Below are 18,915 nucleotides of genomic sequence, written 5' to 3' on the forward strand. Positions count from 1 at the left end.
GACCATGGTTGAGGTCGCAGGATACGCCGCCGATTTCTGCAACACGTTCTCATCTAGCTGTACCACCCCTCCGTACGGATGCATGCCATGACTTCCCCCAATTCCACCCCACATCGTTTCGGTCATCGCATTGCGATGGCCGGCGTGTCGATCCTTGCCGCGGCCGTGCTTGCGGCCTGCAGCGGCGGCCACGCCGAAGAAGCCGGTGCACCGCCGCCGCCGCAGGTCAGCGCTGCACCGGTGCTGGTCAAGCAGGTCAGCCAGTGGGACGAGTTCAGCGGCCGCGTCGAAGCGGTACAGAGCGTTGAACTGCGTCCGCGCGTGTCCGGCTACATCGACAAGGTCAACTACGTCGAAGGCCAGGAAGTGAAGAAGGGCGAAGTGCTCTTCACCATCGACGCGCGCAGCTACCAGGCCGAGTATGATCGCGCTGCCGCCGAACTCGCCCGTGCCCGCACCCAGGCCACGCTGGCCCGTAGCGAATCCGAGCGTGCCAAGCGTCTGTCTGAGCAGCAGGCCATTTCCACCGAGACGGCCGAGCAGCGTCGCGCCGCCGCCGATCAGTCCGGCGCCGCCGTGCAGGCCGCGCAGGCGGCCCTGGATGCGGCCCGCCTCAACCTGGAGTTCACCAAGGTGCGTGCACCGATCGATGGCCGTGCCGGCCGCGCGATGGTCACCGCCGGCAACCTGGTCACCGCCGGCGACAGCGCCAGCGTACTGACCACGCTGGTTTCGCTGGATACCGTGTTCGTCTACTTCGATGCCGACGAAAGCACCTTCCTGCGCTACGCACAGATGGCACGCAAGGGCGAGCGCCCCAGCGAGCGTGACAGCGAGCTGCCGGTGAAGGTCGGTCTGTCCGGTGAGGAGGGTTACCCGCACGCCGGCAAGGTCGACTTCCTCGACAACCAGGTCGCCCGCAGCACCGGCACCATCCGTGTCCGCGCACTGCTGGACAACGCCGACCGCCAGTTCACCCCGGGTCTGTTCGCCCGCGTGCAGCTGCTCGGCAGCGGCCAGTTCCAGGCCCTGCTGATCGACGACAAGGCCGTGCTGACCGACCAGGACCGCAAGTACGTGTACGTGGTCGACAAGGATGGCAAGGCCCAGCGCCGTGACATCCAGCTCGGCCGCACCGCCGACGGCCTGCGCATTGTCGAGCACGGCCTGGCCGCCGGCGACAAGGTGATCATCGACGGCGTGCAGAAGGTCTTCATGCCGGGCATGCCGGTGCAGGCAAAGGCCGTGGCGATGCAGCCACAGGCCGCGAAGCCCGCACCGGGCCGCGATGCCACCGCTGCGCTGAACCACTGATCCGCCGGCTCCTGATCCGCGTCCCCGCTTAGCTGCCGGCGCCAGCGGCAGCCGTTCCTGCCTTCGTCAACGTGACGAGGGGCAGGGCGGCTGTTGCCCGCCGAACGCCTTTCCCAGGAATTCCTCCATGGACTTTTCCCGTTTCTTCATCGACAGGCCGATCTTCGCGGCGGTGCTGTCGATCGTGATCTTCGCCGCAGGCCTGATCACGATTCCAATTCTGCCGATCAGCGAGTACCCGGAAGTGGTGCCGCCGTCGGTGGTCGTACGCACGGTGTATCCGGGCGCCAACCCCAAGGTCATTGCCGAGACCGTCGCCACGCCGCTTGAAGAGGCGATCAATGGCGTCGAAGGCATGATGTACCTGAAGTCGGTGGCCGGCTCGGACGGCGTGCTGCAGATGACCGTCACCTTCCGCCCGGGCACCGACCCGGACGCGGCGGCGGTGAAGGTGCAGAACCGCGTGGCGCAGGCGCAGGCGCGCCTGCCCGAGGACGTGCGCCGGCAGGGCGTGACCACGCAGAAGCAGTCACCGACCTTCCTGATGGTGGTGCACCTGACCTCGCCGCAAGGCAAGTACGACACCCTGTACCTGCGCAACTACGCCCGCCTGCACGTCAAGGATGCGTTGGCGCGCATTCCGGGCGTGGGTGACGCGCAGATCTTCGGTGGTGGCGACTACGCCATGCGCGCCTGGCTGGACCCGGACAAGGTGGCGTCGCGCGGCCTGACCGCCAGCGACGTGGTCCGTGCCATGCGCGAGCAGAACGTGCAGGTCTCGGCCGGCCAGCTCGGTGCGGAACCGCTGCCGAACAGCCAGTTCCTGACCCTGATCAACGCCCAGGGCCGGCTGAAGACCGAAAAGGAATTCGGCGACATCGTGCTCAAGAGCGGTGTGGACGGCGAGATCGTGCGTCTGGCCGATGTGGCCCGCCTGGAACTGGGCGCCGGTGACTACACCCTGCGCTCGCAGCTGGACGGCAAGAACGCGGTCGGTATCGGTATCTTCCAGTCGCCCGGCGCCAACGCGCTGGAGATCCGCGACCAGGTCATCTCGACGATGGACGAGATGCAGAAGACCATGCCGGCCGACGTGAAGTACGAAGCCGTGTATGACACCACCATCTTCGTGCGTGACTCGATCAAGGCCGTGGTCTCCACGCTGCTGGAAGCGATCGCCCTGGTGGTGCTGGTGGTGATCCTGTTCCTGCAGACCTGGCGTGCCTCGATCATTCCGTTGATCGCGGTGCCGGTGTCGGTGGTCGGTACCTTTGCCGCGCTGTACCTGCTGGGCTTCTCGATCAACACGCTGAGCCTGTTCGGCCTGGTGCTGGCGATCGGCATCGTGGTCGACGACGCGATCGTGGTGGTGGAGAACGTCGAACGCAACATCGAGGAGGGGTTGTCGCCCACCGCAGCGGCCCACCAGGCCATGCGCGAGGTCTCCGGCCCGATCGTGGCGATCGCGCTGGTGCTGTGCGCCGTGTTCGTGCCGATGGCGTTCCTGTCGGGTGTCACCGGCCAGTTCTACAAGCAGTTCGCGGTCACCATCGCCATCTCCACGGTGATCTCGGCGATCAACTCGCTGACTCTGTCGCCGGCCCTCGCCGCGCGCCTGCTGAAGGCCCACGGCGCACCGAAGGACGGCCCGAGCCGCCTGATCGACCGCCTGTTCGGCTGGGTGTTCCGTCCGTTCAACCGCTTCTTCAAGTCCAGCTCGGAGAAGTACGAACGTGGCGTTGCCCGCATCCTCGGCCGTCGTGGTGCGGTGTTCGTGGTCTACGCGATCCTGCTGGTCGGTACCGGCGTGATCTTCAAGCTGGTGCCGCCGGGCTTCATACCGACCCAGGACAAGCTGTACCTGATCGCCGGCGTGAAGCTGCCGGAAGGTTCGTCGATCGCGCGTACCGATGAAATGCTGCGCAAGGTTGCCAAGATCGCCCAGGAAACCGATGGCGTGGCCCACACCATCTCGTTCCCGGGTCTGAACGCGCTGCAGTTCACCAACACGCCGAATACCGGTGTGGCGTTCATTCCGCTCAAGCCGTTCGCCGAGCGTCATGGCCGTACCGCCGCGCAGATCAATGCCGAGATCAACCAGAAGATCGCCGGGCTGCAGGAAGGCTTCGCCTTCGCGATGATGCCGCCGCCGATCCTCGGCCTGGGTAACGGCAACGGCTACCAGATGTTCATCGAGGACCGCGGCAACCTGGGCTACGGCGCACTGCAGAATGCCGTGCAGGCCATGCAGGGTACCGTGGCGCAGACGCCGGGCATGGCCTTCCCTATTTCCAGCTACCAGGCCAACGTGCCGCAGCTGGATGCCGAGGTGGACCGCGTCAAGGCCAAGGCACAGGGCGTGCAGCTCACCGAACTGTTCGACACGCTGCAGACCTACCTGGGTTCGGCCTACGTCAACGACTTCAACCAGTTCGGCCGTACCTGGCAGGTGATCGCCCAGGCAGACGGTCCGTACCGCGAGACGGTCGAGGACATCGGCAAGCTGCGTACCCGCAACGACCGTGGCGAGATGGTGCCGATCGGTTCGATGGTCACCATCAAGCAGACCTTCGGCCCGGACCCGGTGCTGCGTTTCAATGGCTATCCGGCAGCAGACCTGGCCGGCGAAGCCGACCCGCGCCTGCTGTCCTCGGCCGAGGCGATGAACAAGCTGACCGAGATCGCCGGCAAGGTGTTGCCGGTAGGCATGACCACCGAATGGACCGACCTGAGCTACCAGCAGGCGACCCAGGGCAAGGCGGCCTTCATCGTGTTCCCGGTGGCGATCATGCTGGCCTTCCTGGTGCTGGCTGCGCTGTACGAGAGCTGGTCGCTGCCGCTGGCGGTGATCCTGATCGTGCCGATGACCCTGCTGTCCGCGTTGTTCGGCGTGTGGTTGACCGGTGGTGACAACAACGTGTTCGTGCAGGTCGGCCTGGTGGTGCTGATGGGCCTGGCGTGCAAGAACGCGATCCTGATCGTCGAATTCGCCAGAGAGCTGGAGATGGGCGGCAAGGGAATCGTTGAGGCCGCGCTGGAAGCCTGCCGCCTGCGTCTGCGCCCGATCGTGATGACCTCCATCGCGTTCATCGCCGGCACCGTACCGCTGGTGCTGTCGCACGGTGCGGGTGCCGAGGTGCGCTCGGTGACCGGTATCACTGTGTTCGCCGGCATGCTGGGCGTGACCCTGTTCGGCCTGTTCCTCACCCCGGTGTTCTACGTGGCCCTGCGCAAGTTCGTCACCCGCAATGGTGGTGGCCAGCTGGTGCAGCACGGCGAGCCGACCATCCACCACTGACATGGAACCCCGTCGCCGCCGGTCAATGGCCGGCGGCGGCTTCCCCCTCACAAGGCATGCATCCATGAATACCCATCAGAACAAGATCGCGCTGGTCACCGGCGCCACCCGCGGCATCGGCGCCGAGACCGTGCGCCAGCTGGCCCAGGCCGGCGTGCACACGCTGCTGGCCGGCCGCAAACGCGAGACCGCCGTCGAGCAGGCGCTGAAGCTGCAGGCCGAGGGCCTGCCGGTGGAAGCCATCCAGCTGGACGTGACCGACGCGGCCAGCATCGCCGAAGCGGTCGAGCAGGTACGCCAGCGTCACGGCCGCCTCGACATCCTGGTCAACAACGCCGGCATCATGATCGAGAACCCGGCGCAGGCGCCGTCGGAACAGTCGCTGGATACCTGGAAGCGCACCTTCGACACCAACGTGTACGCGCTGGTGGCGGTCACCCAGGCTTTCCTGCCGCTGGTCAAGCAGGCCAAGTCCGGCCGCATCGTCAATGTGTCCAGCATGCTCGGCTCACAGACCCTGCACGCGGATCCCGCATCGGGCATCTACGACTTCAAGATTCCGGCGTACAACGCCTCCAAGGCCGCGGTGAACAGCTGGACCCTGAGCCTGGCCTACGAGCTGCGCAACACCCCGATCAAGGTCAATACCGTGCATCCGGGTTACGTGAAGACCGACATGAACGGCGGCAACGGCGAAATCGAAATCGCCGAAGGCGCGCGCTCCAGCGTGCAGATGGCGCTGATCGGCGAATCCGGTGCCAGCGGCAGCTTCACCTACCTGGGCGAGGTGCTGCCATGGTGATCCGCACGTTGGCGATGGCCGTCTCCAGCCTGGTGCTGGCGGGCTGTGTCAGCGTCGGCCCGAACTACAAGGCCCCGGTGCAGGAACCGGTGGTCCTCCAGAGCGCGCAGCAGCCGGTCTTCAGCACTACTTCGCCGGTGGCCAGCTGGTGGGCGCAGTTCGATGATCCGGTGCTGGAAGAACTGGTTCACGGCGCACTGTCGGACAATCTGGACCTGCGCGTGGCCGTGGCCCGCGTCAGCCAGGCCCGCGCGGTGTTCGTCGAAAGCCGCTTCGACCAGGCGCCGCACATCACCGCAGGCGGCAGCTACGACCGCCGCAAGCAACCCGATCCGCAGCTGGGTGGGCAGCGGGTGTTCAGTGAAAGCTACCAGCTCGGCTTCGATGCCGGCTGGGAGCTGGATCTGTTCGGCCGCAAGCGCCGTGCTGCAGAAGCCGCGCGCGCCGACCTCGACGCCGAGCAGGCCAACCTGGCCGACGCGCAGGTACTGATCGCTGCCGAAGTGGCGCGCAACTACTTCGAGCTGCGCGGCACGCAGAAGCGCATCGCCGTGGCCCAGCACACCCTCGTCAATCTGCGCGAGACGCAGAAGCTGACCGAGGCGCGCTGGGAGCTGGGCGCCGGCAGTGAGCTGGACGTGCAGAGCAGTCGTGCGCGGCTGAAGGCGATCGAGGCCGATATCCCGCTGCTGGAAGTGGCCGAAACGCAGTCGCGCAATCGTCTGGCGGTTCTGCTGGGCCAGCGGCCGGAGACGCTGACCGCCATGCTTGCGCCGCACGAAGTGCCGGCATTCGCCAAGGCACTGCCGCTGGGCGATACCCGCGAGCTGCTGCGCCAACGCGCCGACGTGCGCGTGGCGGAGCGTCGCCTGGCGGCCGCGACCGCCCGCGTCGGCGTGGCTACGGCGGATCTGTTCCCGCGGTTGTCGCTGTCCGGCTTCGTCGGCTTCCTCGGCGGCGATGCCAGTGGCCTGGTCAATGGCAACAACAAGGCCTGGTCGCTGACCCCGTCGCTGAGCTGGGCGGCATTTGACTTCGGTACCGTGCGTGCACGCCTGCGCGCCAGCAAGGCGGAAGCCGAAGGCGTGGCAGCACAGTATGAGCAGGCCGTGCTGCTGGCCCTGGAAGATACCGAGAACGCGCTGACCCGCTATTCCAAGCAGCAGGCGCGATTGGCGATCGTGGTCGAGCAGGCGCAGGCGGCACGTCGTGCCGAATCGCTGGCACAGATCCGCTACCGCGAGGGCTCGGAAGATTTCCTCACGCTGCTGGATGCACAGCGCACGCAACTGGCTGCGGATGACGCGTTGGCCGCAGCCGAATCCGAAGTCAACGTCAGCGTGGTCGGTGTGTACAAGGCGCTGGGCGGCTGGGGACAGTCGCCTCAGCCACCGAGCGTGGCGCAGGTGCAGTAACCCGAAGGGGACGGAAGCGATGGCTTCCGTCCCTTTCTTCTTTCATGGCCAAAGATGGGCGGGTGCGGCACGAGCCGTGCACGTGGTCACAGTCATGACGTTTCTGACTCTGCCGGAAGCCGTATCCGCCGTGTAACTAGTGGGGCAGGCTATTGGGAGGACAGACGATGACCGATGACAAACGGGATACCCAGCGCATGTTGTTCGGTGATCCGGGGCCACCCGATGCCGGGCTGTCGGTGGCCGTTGTGGTGCTGCTGGTACTGGCGACGATGGCTGCGGCGATCGGCTTCGTGCGCCTGCCGGATCCGTTGCTGGGGCTGGGCCTGATCGGCATCGCCGTGTTCCTTGCCGTAGGTGCCCGCATCTGCCAGGCACGCAATCAGCACCAGGCACTGTACCGGTTGTTGTCACGGCAGCCGCCACCGTAGCGGCTGCCGCGCAGGATCACGGCGTGGGCCAGTCGAGCTCGACCACCAGCGGGAAATGATCCGACGGCAGCACACCGTCGATGCGGCGGTCATCGGTGACGAAGCTGCGGGCATGGAAGCCGCGCACCAGCACCCAGTCCAGCTGCACGGTGGCCTTGCCGGTGAAGTCATGGAAGGTGAGGCGCGGGCCCTGTGGCGCCTTTACCTGGGTGCGCGTGTCCTGCAGCACGCGGGTGAACGCCTTGTAGGTGTCTCCTCCGGGTTCGCTGTTGAAGTCGCCGGTCAACACCACCGGCAGGTCAGCCGGCAGCGTCGCCAGTCGCTTTCCGATCAGTCCGGCACCCTTCACCCGACGCGGCTCGTCCTCGTCACGGTAGGGCAGGTGGGTATTCATGAAGTAGAAGCGGCGGCCGTCGTCCAGGCGCCGGAACAGGGCCCAGGTGACCATGCGTGGGTACAGGTTGCCCCAGGTGATGCTGCCGGGCACGTCCGGCGTATCCGAAAGCCAGAAGTTGCCGGATTCCTCGATGGCCAGCACCTTGCTGTCGTAGAACACGCCCATGTGCTCATCGCCGCTGCCACCGCGGCGGCCCTCGCCGAACCAGCGGTAGCCGGGCAAGTGTCCGGACAGGTAGTCAGCCTGTTCATTCACCAGTTCCTGCGTGCCGATCACCGCCGGGTGCGCATCGAGGATGACCTTGACCATCGCGTCGCGACGATCGGGCCAGCGCTTGCCCGGTTCGGTATCAGCCGGGGTGCGGACGTTGAACGACATTACTTTCAGTGGCGCCGGTGTAGCCGCCCAGGCGACGGCAGGCAGGGCAAGCGCCAACAGCGCACACAGCGCAGGGCGACGGAAACGCGACAACATCGTGGAATCCCTCCATTCCATGAAAACGGTTTCACGAAGCATGCCATGGAAGGCGAGGACAGGGGTATGCCGGGATGGGCGGCTGGGAGATGCCGGACGGGCGGTGAAGGCGCCGCCCGGCGGATCGCGCGGGCGCGATCAGGGGTCGTACATCATCCCGTTCTCGTCGCGGTTGTAGTGGTCGCTGGCCACGCGGGTGCCGTCGTCATAGAGCACGTACAGCGTGCAGCGCTGATGGATGCCAAAGCCGGCACGGAAGGGCACGCACTCTTCCTGCAGGCCGACCTCTTCGGCGGCATTTGCCGGTGCTGAAGGCAGCAGCGCGGCAAGTGTCACCGCTGCAGCGAAGGAAAAAGCGGTGATTCGATTGTGCAGCGTCATTGATCACACTCCTTGTAGTCGTAGTCGGTGTCCAATGCAGATCAGTCTGCCGGGAGGTACCACTGACCGTTCTCGTCTATCCAGTACACCGACGTGAAAACGGTGCCATCTGCCAGAGTACGGGTTACGGTGCAGCGCTGATGCACGAGGTTGGGCCCAAGTCTTACGGGCACGCAATCGGTCGTCGATCCGGGGGATCCGGCCGCGTGGCTGGTTGCCGGTACCACGCTACCCAATGCAAACATCAATGCAGCCATCGAGGCCAGTTGCAGTTTCATCAGCATCATCCTTGCTTTCTGCAATCGCGCACATGCGCATGGCGTGTGTAACACGCGACCCAGACCACCGGAAGTGCCTCGCCGTGATCAGTCTTCGATCTCGCCGCGACGGCTGGCAGCACGCACTGCCTGCGCGGTGGTCGCCACACCCAGCCGTTGGCGCGCGTGGCGCAGGTGGTTCTCCACCGTGCGCGTGGAAAGCCCAAGCGTGGCCGCGATCTCAGCTTGCCGGCGCCCGGCGGCGACCCAGCGCAGCACTTCGCGCTCGCGGTTGCTGAGTGCGCTTCCCGAAAGCTCGGCAGGCGATTCGGCAAGCCGGCGTGCGGCACGGAATGCTGCAGTTGCAGCAGCATCCAGCAGCAGTCGCGCGCTGGCCGATGCATCGATCGCTGTCCCGGCAAAACTGATCGCGCCTTCCAGGCCGGTGGTGCCGAACACCGGCACCTGCAGACCGTGCAGGCCTTCACCACGTGGCTGCTTCACCACCTGATAGCGTTCGCCGCGAACCCCCTGGCGCTTGCTCCAGAAGAATGGCGCGTCACTGTCCAGTACGTGGCGATTGACCGGACAGGCGTGCAGGTAGCGCGCGAGGTCGGTACTGCTGCCGTCGCCGAACCAGTCGCCCTCGATCCAGTACACGCGCTGGGTACCGCGCTCCAATCCCGTGCCGGTGGCGAACACCAGCACGCGGTCGTAGCCGAGCGGTGCAGAGATGCTGCGCAGTACCGCGCCGACCGCACTCAGTGAGCGGGCGCGTTCCAGCTCCAGCAACGCCTGCACCAATTCGCTCATCCGGGTCAGCGCCCGGCGAGGGCGTCGAGCAGCGTGCGTGCGGCCAGCTTGCCCAGCGCATTGCCGGCCAGCGGGCTGTCGCCGGTCAGCAGCAGGCGGTCCTGCAGCACGCTGCCATCGATGCCGTCGTTGACGATCTGCACGCCCTGCTGTGCCAGGCGCTCACCGAAGAACCACGGCAGCTGCCCGGGCATGTAGCCGATCTCCGGCGTCTGCCGGTCCATCGCATCGGGGAAGGCGCAGATGCGGTAGCCGCGGAACAGCGAACCACCATCGGTCTCGTCGACGCCTGCGGCCAGCAACGCGGCCGGGCCGTGGCAGAGGGTGACGATGTGGCGCTCGTGGGCCATCGCCCAGTGCAGGACCGCCTTTACCGCGCGACTCTGCGGCAGTCCGATAAGGGCACCATGGCCGCCGGGAATGAACACGGCTGCATAGTTCGACGCGGCATCGAGGCCTGCCACCACCTCATCCAACGGCAGTGGCTGGCGGAAGCGGGCTTCGTAGCGGTCGTACAGTCCGCCGATCTCCTGGTCCTCACGCGGGAACGCCCACCACTCGAACTTGGCGGCGTTGCCGGACAGCGTGGCTACATCGATGTGGAAACCGGCCTTGTCCAGGTGGTACATCGGCAGCAGGGTTTCCACCGGATGATTGCCGGTGGAGAACAGGTGGCCGTTGGAGGTGGGCAGGTAACGCTCGTCGGCGGCGATCATCAGCACCTTCCAGCGGCCATCACGACGTGCGTCCGGGTAGTCCGCACCGGCAAGGTTGCTCTTGGCCGAGGTGAACTGTGACAGCGAGTACGGTGACGGGAAGAAGGCGTCGCGCTCGGCTGGATCGGGACTGGGCTGGCGGCTGGGCTCTTGCGCGTTCATGCGGACCTCCTGCGGGGAATGTCGGGCCAGCATAGGAGGGCGGGTGCGCAGGCGCGATGAGGGATTTCCCTCAGCTGCCCACGGCTATTGGGTCTGGTGCCCGTGCTCCTGCATGTCCTCATGCAGGATCCGGCGCAGCTCGACGATGGCCGGCGTGGCTTCCTGCACGCTGTGCCCGGATACGATCACCTTCTCCGACTCCGCCCGCGGCAGGTGCGAACTCCAGTAGGGCACCAGCCCGTCGTCACTCTTCTCCAGCGGGCCGTCGGCCTTGGCGCGCGCGATGATCGAGTGGTAGCGGACCTTCGGCGACATCGGCAGGTCGGCCACGGCGCGGACGAAAGGATCGTCCTTGTCCAGGTTCTGGATGCTGTTCATCTGATAGCCGTGCTTGCCGTCACTGCGATCGATCTGGCCGTCGTTGGCGATGGTGGCGACGTCTTCCAATACAGTCAGGGGCAACCGCACCAGGCGTCCGATCCATCGGCCCAGGCGGGTGCCTGCCACGTCGGTACCGCGGTGGGGGGTGGCAATGAACACCACGCGCGATACTTCCGGTTCTGGCAGGAAGGTCAGTACCGGTGCGCCTTTCGTACGCAGCAGTTCGCGCTGTGCCGGCGTCATCTGCGCAGTCGCCAGCAGGGTGTCCACCAGGCGATCGCCGGAAGAGGAGATCATCAGTCGTGCGATCACGCCGCCCATGCTGTGCCCCACCAGCACCATGTCATGCGAGGCCTGCGCCTTGCCGCTGGGGTCGAAGTGCTTGAACACCTCGGCCAGCGTATGACGCATCGCATCGTGGCTCATCGCGATGGGCATGTTGGTCGGGTAGTAGAACTGCCAGATCTGGAAATCCCGGCGGATCTCGTCGTCACGCATCAGCTCGTTGGCGACGTTGACCCAGGCTTCCGGGCTGCTGGCCAGGCCATGGATCATCAGCAGTACGCGGCGGTTCGGGTCGTAGGGCTGCATCATGTACAGATGCGGCGTTTCGATGCCGCCCTTGCCGCCGAACAGCGATCGCAGCGACTGGTGACTGAAGTTGGAGCGGGCCAGCCACAGCGCATAGCCAGCGGTGAAGTTCGCGGCCAGCGGCACTTCCTGTCCGTGCAGGGTCACTTCCGTGACCTGGTAGGGATCGTGGATTTCCAGTTCCGGCTCGTCGTCGTGCAGCACTTCCCACAGGTTCTTTCCGGAGAAGCGCAGCAGCACGGTCATCGACGGCGAAGGCATTTCGCTCCAGCTCTGCGGGACCGGCGTGGTCTTCGTGGCGGGTGTTGTGGCCGGCGTCGTGGTGGCCGGGGTGGCGGTTGGATCGTCCATCACGGCCACCAGTTCGGCACCGAAGCCATCGCGGCGATGCACGCTGCGCAGGGTGCCGGTGAACGACAGCGAGGCCGCCGGTACCAGCTCGGTGGGCGTACGCTTGTCCAGCGGCGATGCCTCACCTGAAGGCGCCAGCACGAAGGTCCAGCGGCCGAGCTGGAAATGGCTGGCTTCAGCATGCACGCGCCCGGTGGCATAGGCGTTGTACAACTGCACCGAGGCTTCCTGCACGGCCAGGTTGTAGTAGTCGCGCACCTGGGTCTGGCGGTCCTCGAAACCCCGCTGGTTGGCCGTTCGCTCGGTGAAGAACAGATAGGCGTAAGCCTGCCGCGCGACCTGCATCCACGCGTCCAGGCGCGGCTGGAAGTCGGCGTCCAGTTCGGTGATCGCGCTCTTGGCGCGGCCTGACGTGGAGTACTCGCGCTTGGGCGCCGGCAGGGTCATCGCATACTGCAGCCACAACTCGGCCAGGCTCGACCGCTTGTCTTCCTCGCGCACCACGATGCTGGCTTCCATCGCCTCGATGCAGGGCAGGCCCGGCTTGGCACAGACGCCTTCATCGAGCCCGGCCACGCGCAGCGTTTCCGTCGTCGCCGAGCTGAGCTTCCCGGTGGTGAGGATGTCACCGCGCTTGAGCGCGATGTACTGGCCGGGCGTGACCGAGGCGACCTGTACCGACGGCCCGAACTGGCGCAACGTGGCACAACCACCCAGGGCGAGCAGCACGGTGATGATGAGGGTCGTGCGGCCGATGAAGCCCAAGCCCGTGGTAGCCATACGATCCTCCTGCGCGGTGGCGCCACTCTAGCGGTCGGCATGTCAAAGCGGAAGATACCGGGCGGTCGGTTTGTGCCATGAAACCCCTGCCATGCAAGCGATTCAGGTATTCACGTGTGACACTGGGGTGAATGGGCGAATGCAGGGACTGCGATGCGCTGGCTTGAGACCCGCGTTCCACCGCCGCTGGTGATGCTGCTGTGTGGTGCCATCGGCTACCTGGCGAGCCGCCTGGCAGCGGGACCGGTGGTTCCGCTGCCGATGCCGGCACTGCTGGCCGGTGGGGTGGTGGCCATCGGCTTAACGTTGAACCTGCTGCCGAAGCTGGCTTTCCGTCGCGTGCGTACCACGGTGAACCCGCTGCGCCCGGCAATGGCGAGCGCGCTGGTCACGCATGGTGTGTACCGTTACACGCGCAATCCGATGTATCTGGGCCAGGCCACGGTGCTGGCAGGCGTCATGCTGTACCTGCAGAGCCCGGTCGCATTGCTGGCTGTCCCGCTGTTCGTGCTGTACATCACGCGGCTGCAGATCGTGCCGGAAGAGCGGGCGCTGTCGGCCCGCTTTCCCGAGGCATACGCCGCCTTCCGTCAGCGAGTACGACGCTGGCTGTAGCGCGGATCAGGCCACTACGGCGTGATCTGGCACTTCACCGCAGCGGAATAGCCCTCATAGTCGTCACCTGCGATGACGTGCAGGGTGTGGCGCTTGTCGATGGCCTTCACGTATGAAGGCTCCTCCGTGTTGGCGTGTTCGTTGACCGTGGTCACTGACCACGCCTTGGCCAGACGCTTGGAGTCGACGCCATTCAAGTAGACGAAGAGGCTCTTCTCGCCCTCGGCCACGTTCACATCGGCACTGGTGACGATACCGCCGAACAGCGCGACCGGCTTGTCCTCCGGCTCGAAGGTGCCACCCGGTTTCCTGGCCAGGCCCGCGGCCTGCAGTGCATCGATGGCCTCGGCTTCGCTGAAGTTTGAACCTGCCTTGCAGGCCAGCAGGGCTTCCAGCGTCGCGGTGCCGGTAGGGGCGATGGCGGCATGGGCTGTGGCGCCCGCGGAGAGCGTGGCCAATGCCAGGACCAATATGCCGGCTTGGGAGTTCATTGCAGATCCTTCTGTTCGTGACGGAGCGGGGCACCCGGTGGGGCGCGCACGCGACGATTATGAGCCGAAGCAGGTGTCACGAACGTGTACGAAGCGAATGCGTGCTTGAACGCCGCAGCGACCCCGCTGGGCCGCTGCGCCACGCCATCAATTGCTGGCTGCCTTCACGGCTTCTGCCGCGTCCACGATGCCTGGCCCGCAACCTCCCGGGCAGTTTGCTGCTGCGATCGGGCGCGCGGTTCGACGCAGGATCTCCTTGACCTGATCGGTGGTCTTGGGGACCGGTGCCACGGCCTGCATCAGTGCAACGATGCCCGCGACATGGGGCGCCGCCATCGACGTGCCGGAGATGAAGTCGAAGGCGATGTTGCCCACGGTGGACAGAATGCCCTGTGCCGGGTGCTGCCGGGTCGGTGCGCAGTTGGTCTGGTTCGGCGGCGTGGCCAGTGGCAGGAACTCGCCCACTGGGGCGCGGCACGACCAGGTCTCGCCGCCAGGCGCGGTGATGTGGATGCCTGCGCCATAGTTGGAGTAGAACGCACGACGCCCGCCCTGATCGTTGGCACCCACCGCGCTCACGCCCTTGCAGTTCGCCGGAGAGCATGCCGTCGATGATGTCGGCGGAACCCATTGCCCTGGTTGCCGAGTACGCGCACCGGCACGACTTTGGCGTTGTAGGCCAAGCCGGCCACGCCGATCTGGTTGTTGGTGACCGCAGCGACCGTTCCAGCGACGTGCATGCCGTGTGCGATGCCCGAGGCATCAAAAAGGATCTGCGTCGCGTCCGTCGTCATCGACGGAGCCACCACAGCTAGGATTGAGCTCGCCGATGATGCACTGCCAATCACTGCGCAAGCGGCTGGCGAGATCATGTCGTAACCCGGCAACAGGTTCGCCTGCAGGTCGTTGTTGTTGAGATACCCCGAATCGACCCCGGCCACCACCACGCTCTAGCCGGTGGTGCGGTCCCACGCAGCCGGCAGGCGCGCACCACTGGTTGGATTGCTGTAGTGCCACTGCTCGCCGAAGCGCGGGTCGTTCGGTGTGGCGAATGCGCTCATCATATAGTTCGGCTGCACATACTCGACATCCGGATCGTCGGCGATGCGCTGCATCAGGATCTGCGCTTCCGGGAGGTCCAGTGCCTTGTCCGCAATAACGACGTCGGCACTGCCGCCCATCCGGCGCTGGTGGGTCACTGCTTCGGCCGGCGCAGCGCTGATCGAGCGCTTGCTGCGTTGCTGGATGCCGAGGCCCTTGTTCAGTGCATCCTGCGCGGTGGTGGCGGAGGCGCGTTTGCTGCTGCCGTCCCCGTATTTGACGATGAAACTGCTGTACTGCTCGTTGCTGGCAATGCCTCGCGTCCATGCCCGTTCGGTGGGGTGGGCGTAGGCGGGGGCGGGGGCGCTGGCCAGGACCAGGGTGGTGGCGCTGGCAAGGGAGGTCCAAAGCGACGTACGCATGGATGCAGTTGCTTTGTGAAAGATGTGTTGAACAGACTGTGCTCCTCGGGCGCGGCTTGATGTGAAGGGTGCAGGTATCCCGTGGTCTTCATCCTGATGGCGACCAAGGACCAACGGCTTCGCGGATAGATCTCCCACAAAGAGAGAGAGTGAGAAAATTCTGAAGTGATTCAGTGATGTCGAAAGCGAGAGAAGATGCGCGTTGCCGACATTGCTTGACGGCGTAGGATCGCGGTTGCGCCGGCGGAATGCACTTCGCAGCGGCATAGAGCAGCCAATAAAAAAGCCAGTAAACCCACGTTGGTGGCATTTCCGGGCTTCCACGGTTCGTGACTAGTCGTCTGTTGACGCGGGTCCAATCGGGCCGTCGCGTATTAGCCCTTCAGTCTTCCGGACACGGAATAGAGCGGTTCCAGCAGCCATTCATAAAGCTTGCGACGCTCCCCAATGATATCTGCCTCGAGCTGCATGCCAGGGCGAAGCGGCTCCGTCTTCCCGTATGCCATCACCCCCTGCTGATCCAGAGAGACCAGGACTCGATATAGAGACTGCTTCGTGTCTCCTTCCTTCTGGTTCCCCGTCAAGGCGCTGCGAGAGATGCGGATGACCGTTCCTTCGTGGGCTCCAAATTTCTGATGGGGATAGGCGTGGTAGCGCAGCAGAACCCGGTCGCCTGATTTAACGAAACCTATAGCTGAACTGGGCACCAGCAGCTGTGCTCGAAGCTCGGACCCCTTGGGAAGCAGGCTGAGAATGGGTTGGCCGGGCTGCACCGCCTGGCCGGCCTCAACGAGTCGATTTGCCACCAGCCCAGTTACCGGGGCTCGAAGGAGCAGCTCTCCGTCGGCCTCTATCCGGACGAACTCCTGATTCAACGCAGCAAGGTCACGCTCAGACACTGCCTTGGCGGATAGCCTTTGATGGGGAATCTCTGCAAGCCGCTGCTCCAGCTCGGCCAAGTTCCGCCGAATCGAGGTTGCCTGGCGTTGAAGGGCTTGTTGCGCATTGACCGCCTCAAGCATCGATTGCTCTTGCTGGTTGATCTGAATCAGGCTCACGTAGCGCTCATCCTCGACGCTCCGATAGCGGGCGAGGGTCTCGCGCCCGATTCTCACCTGCTCGCCGCGGGTATGGATCTCCGCGTCGATCTGCGAAAGCTCACGCAACATCGCAGATCGCTGGGTCTTGGCGCCATCCTGTTGAGCTGCCAGCTGTCTATCCTGAAATTCACTCATCGCACCTACACTGGCTATGCGGGAGCGTTGTGCGTCGAGCAATGTTGATACGGCGTCCTGGCCCGAGGACGTTACTCGAGGCACGTTGATCGTTAGCAGCCCATCTTGGCGTTGCACATGATCACCTTCTTCGACATCAAGTCTTGCGACCACTCCAGCGGATGGAGCGACGACCGTGGAAAGCCCGAGGTCGGGCACAAGCTCACCAGGAACCCGCGATCTGCGCGAGTACTCGCCGATCCAGAAGAAGCTGACGATGCCTATGGCAGCTATCGCTGCGAATAGCGCTAGAAGCCAGAAACGGACTGGCTGTACGAAGGATATCCCGCCCAGCCAGCTTCGTCGCTGGGCATCAATCGCCTCCTTGCGGAAGAGGCCGCTCATGCAGTCAGCCCTGCTGCATCACCTCGTTCCGGCGCGAGGGGGATGGATGTGTTCTGGGTCAGTACGTGCGCCACCGCTCCCGCCTGCATGATCAGCACGCGGTCGGCGCTGGCGGTGGTTTCCGGCCGATGGGCGATGATCACCCGAGTCAGTTCAAGCCGTTTTATGGCCTCATTAACCAGTCTTTCGCGCTCCACATCAAGGTGGCTGGTTGCCTCGTCCAGGAAGAGCAATTTAGGTTTGCGATACAGGGCGCGAGCGAGGATCACCCTTTGCTTCTGGCCTCCAGAGAGAGTCGTTCCCATGTCGCCGATCAGACTGTTGTAGCCCATGGGCATGGCCGCGATGTCGTCATGCACGGCAGCCAACTGCGCCGCCTCAAGCACTTTTGCTTCATCATGATGATCATCTTCGAAGGCAATATTGTCGCTGACACTTCCCGCGAAAAGCTGGTCATCCTGCATCACCGCTCCGATCATGCGGCGGTAGCCCCTTATGCTGATCTTTGATAGGGGCACGCCGCCAATGCGGACCTGACCCTCCGTCGGCTGTAGGAGCCCAAGGAGTATCTTGACCAGCGTAGTCTTCCCGCAACCCGAAGGGCCGATGATTGCGACCGACTCACCGGCATCCACCACAAAGCTGCAGTTTTTCAACACCCATGGCTCCCCAGCGGCGTAGCGGAAGCCAAGTCCCTCGACTTCAATGCGGAGTCCGTCTGGCAACAGCGCGTTTCCGTTGGAAGTGTCGTGCTCCGGCTCAGTGAGAACAATGTCGGAGAGTCGCTCGCTGTGAAGGCGAAGCATGCGGAACTCCACCGACTTGTCGATCAACGCTGCGACGCGCTGCGAGAACTGGTCCTTATAGGCGAGGTACGCAATTAGCATGCCGACGGAGAACACGTTGTCCATGGCCAATAGTGCCCCGAGCCAGATCACTACAATGCGTTCTAGGCCAAACAGCAATTGATTGACACCATTGAAGCTCAGCCCAAACCTCGAGAGCCAAACTTCTTGATTGACAGTCTCGTTCATGAGGTTGAAGTAGCCCGCTTGGCGAACTGATTCGCGGCCAGCGACCTTTACCGACTGCACGCCCCGAATCGACTCAAGAAGATGGCTTTCCTGTCGTGCCCCGGCGATCAGCTGTTTCTCTGTGCATCGCCGCAGGGGGAGGAATGCACAGGCACGTGCAATTGCATACAGACCAATCGCGAGCAGCGTGACCAGCGCTAGCTTCCAGCTGTACAGCAGCATCATTCCCAGTGTCACAACTGCCATGAGGCCATCGATGAGTGCCTCTACGAAGCTGGTTGTCAGTGTCCTCTGAATGGCTTGGATGCTTCCCATCCGTGACGTGACATCACCCAGATGGCGCTTCTCGAAATAGTCCAAGGGCAGATGTTGGAGGTGGCGGAAGACGTTGCCAGTCCATTGCAGGTCGAGTCGATTTGATAGATAGATGACCGCCCTGCCTCGAATCTGCCCAATACATACCTGCAGCAGAAGTGCCAGAGCGAACCCCGCGCCCAGCACGCTCAGCAAGTCTCTGTCATAGGCGACGAGCGCTTGATCTACGGTCCACTGCATGAAGAATGGTGCTGTCAGGACGAATACCTGAAGTGCAACGGACAAGAGAAACAGTAGCCCAAAAGCTCGCCAAAGCCCCTCTACCTTTCCTGTCAGCTGTGCGAGCGAGACCGCTGGCGGGCGAGGGGTCACCTGGAACTCGGCAGTCGGATGCAACTCCAGAGCAATCCCGGTGAAGTGGCGTGAGATCACCTTCAAGGAGAGCTTACGCTTTCCGTAAGCGGGATCCAAAACGGTGACGCCGTTGCGATTAACCTTGCTGATTACAACAAAATGGTTTAGATCCCAGTGAGCGATGCAGGGCAACTGCAGTTGGTCCAGGTGCTCCATTTCCAAGCGCACGGGGCGGCAGCGAAAGCCGAGCGCTCCCCCAGCTTCCATAATGTGAGCAAGGGTGGCACCTTTAAGTGAAAGGCAATGGCGGCGACGGAGTTCTCGAAGTCCAATGTTGTTGCCATGATGTGATGCGACCATGGTTAAGCATGCAAGGCCACATTCCGCTGCCTCGGACTGAATTACAACGTCAATGAGCTAGTCCCTCAAAAAGGTGAGATCTTGGGATAAGTAAAGAATGC

18 protein-coding genes are annotated in these 18,915 nt (G+C 64.2%); 6 read left to right on the forward strand and 12 right to left on the reverse strand.

Features of this window, described 5'->3' with window-relative positions; genetic code table 11:
- Positions 1 to 87: 87 nt before the first annotated feature.
- The 5 genes from HLA98_RS15940 to HLA98_RS15960 all read left to right on the forward strand — a co-directional run bounded on the left by HLA98_RS15940 (position 88) and on the right by HLA98_RS15960 (position 7,260).
- Positions 88 to 1,314, forward strand: a complete 1,227-nt coding sequence (locus HLA98_RS15940; RefSeq protein WP_057499355.1) for an efflux RND transporter periplasmic adaptor subunit — start codon at positions 88 to 90, stop codon at positions 1,312 to 1,314.
- 127 nt (positions 1,315 to 1,441) lie between these two features.
- Complete coding sequence (locus tag HLA98_RS15945; RefSeq protein WP_049446274.1) at positions 1,442 to 4,612, forward strand: efflux RND transporter permease subunit; 3,171 nt, start codon at positions 1,442 to 1,444, stop codon at positions 4,610 to 4,612.
- 64 nt (positions 4,613 to 4,676) lie between these two features.
- Positions 4,677 to 5,414: an SDR family oxidoreductase gene (locus HLA98_RS15950; protein WP_049446276.1), complete on the forward strand. Its 738-nt coding sequence runs from the start codon at positions 4,677 to 4,679 to the stop codon at positions 5,412 to 5,414.
- Complete coding sequence (locus HLA98_RS15955; protein ID WP_057499356.1) at positions 5,408 to 6,829, forward strand: efflux transporter outer membrane subunit; 1,422 nt, start codon at positions 5,408 to 5,410, stop codon at positions 6,827 to 6,829. The genes HLA98_RS15950 and HLA98_RS15955 overlap by 7 nt, the downstream gene beginning before the upstream one ends.
- A gap of 167 nt (positions 6,830 to 6,996) precedes the next feature.
- Entirely contained in the window at positions 6,997 to 7,260 is a 264-nt protein-coding gene (locus HLA98_RS15960; RefSeq protein ID WP_049446280.1) for a hypothetical protein, read from the forward strand.
- Positions 7,261 to 7,276: 16 nt separating this feature from the next.
- Here HLA98_RS15960 and HLA98_RS15965 read toward each other — a convergent pair whose 3' ends face one another.
- The 6 genes from HLA98_RS15965 to HLA98_RS15990 form a co-directional block, all read right to left on the reverse strand.
- Positions 7,277 to 8,131 (reverse strand): endonuclease/exonuclease/phosphatase family protein, encoded by an 855-nt coding sequence (locus HLA98_RS15965; RefSeq protein WP_057499357.1) that lies wholly within the window; start codon positions 8,129 to 8,131, stop codon positions 7,277 to 7,279.
- Between the two features lie 138 nt (positions 8,132 to 8,269).
- Positions 8,270 to 8,512, reverse strand: a complete 243-nt coding sequence (locus tag HLA98_RS15970; protein ID WP_057499358.1) for a hypothetical protein — start codon at positions 8,510 to 8,512, stop codon at positions 8,270 to 8,272.
- Positions 8,513 to 8,553: 41 nt separating this feature from the next.
- Positions 8,554 to 8,790, reverse strand: a complete 237-nt coding sequence (locus HLA98_RS15975) for a hypothetical protein (protein ID WP_080392814.1) — start codon at positions 8,788 to 8,790, stop codon at positions 8,554 to 8,556.
- 87 nt (positions 8,791 to 8,877) lie between these two features.
- A complete protein-coding gene (locus HLA98_RS15980; protein WP_057499359.1) occupies positions 8,878 to 9,582 on the reverse strand; it encodes a PA1136 family autoinducer-binding transcriptional regulator in 705 nt (234 codons plus the stop codon).
- 5 nt (positions 9,583 to 9,587) lie between these two features.
- The gene (gene hchA, locus HLA98_RS15985; protein WP_057499360.1) at positions 9,588 to 10,460 is read right to left on the reverse strand and encodes a glyoxalase III HchA; all 873 of its coding nucleotides are present in this window, start codon (positions 10,458 to 10,460) and stop codon (positions 9,588 to 9,590) included.
- 84 nt (positions 10,461 to 10,544) lie between these two features.
- Positions 10,545 to 12,563 (reverse strand): esterase/lipase family protein, encoded by a 2,019-nt coding sequence (locus tag HLA98_RS15990; protein WP_057499361.1) that lies wholly within the window; start codon positions 12,561 to 12,563, stop codon positions 10,545 to 10,547.
- A 153-nt stretch (positions 12,564 to 12,716) separates the two neighbouring features.
- On the opposite strand from HLA98_RS15990, the gene HLA98_RS15995 reads away from it, so the two are divergent.
- Positions 12,717 to 13,178, forward strand: coding sequence for a methyltransferase family protein (locus HLA98_RS15995; RefSeq protein WP_057499362.1), 462 nt, complete (start codon positions 12,717 to 12,719; stop codon positions 13,176 to 13,178).
- Between the two features lie 14 nt (positions 13,179 to 13,192).
- Here the strand turns inward: HLA98_RS15995 and HLA98_RS16000 are convergent, their stop codons facing one another.
- The 6 genes from HLA98_RS16000 to HLA98_RS16015 form a co-directional block, all read right to left on the reverse strand.
- Entirely contained in the window at positions 13,193 to 13,669 is a 477-nt protein-coding gene (locus tag HLA98_RS16000) for a hypothetical protein (protein ID WP_057499363.1), read from the reverse strand.
- Positions 13,670 to 13,816: 147 nt separating this feature from the next.
- Positions 13,817 to 14,248: a S8 family serine peptidase gene (locus tag HLA98_RS21290; protein ID WP_232015547.1), complete on the reverse strand. Its 432-nt coding sequence runs from the start codon at positions 14,246 to 14,248 to the stop codon at positions 13,817 to 13,819.
- Entirely contained in the window at positions 14,245 to 14,610 is a 366-nt protein-coding gene (locus HLA98_RS21410) for a S8 family serine peptidase (protein ID WP_232015546.1), read from the reverse strand. Before HLA98_RS21410 ends, HLA98_RS21290 begins: the two co-directional genes overlap by 4 nt.
- 9 nt (positions 14,611 to 14,619) lie before the next feature.
- The gene (locus HLA98_RS21300) at positions 14,620 to 15,132 is read right to left on the reverse strand and encodes a S8 family peptidase (protein WP_232015545.1); all 513 of its coding nucleotides are present in this window, start codon (positions 15,130 to 15,132) and stop codon (positions 14,620 to 14,622) included.
- A 374-nt stretch (positions 15,133 to 15,506) separates the two neighbouring features.
- Positions 15,507 to 16,751: an HlyD family secretion protein gene (locus tag HLA98_RS16010; protein ID WP_057500806.1), complete on the reverse strand. Its 1,245-nt coding sequence runs from the start codon at positions 16,749 to 16,751 to the stop codon at positions 15,507 to 15,509.
- Entirely contained in the window at positions 16,748 to 18,868 is a 2,121-nt protein-coding gene (locus HLA98_RS16015) for a peptidase domain-containing ABC transporter (protein WP_080392893.1), read from the reverse strand. Before HLA98_RS16015 ends, HLA98_RS16010 begins: the two co-directional genes overlap by 4 nt.
- Between the last annotated feature and the right edge of the window lie 47 nt (positions 18,869 to 18,915).

The sequence above is a fragment of the Stenotrophomonas africana genome, from assembly GCF_013004645.1.
Lineage (GTDB): Bacteria > Pseudomonadota > Gammaproteobacteria > Xanthomonadales > Xanthomonadaceae > Stenotrophomonas > Stenotrophomonas africana.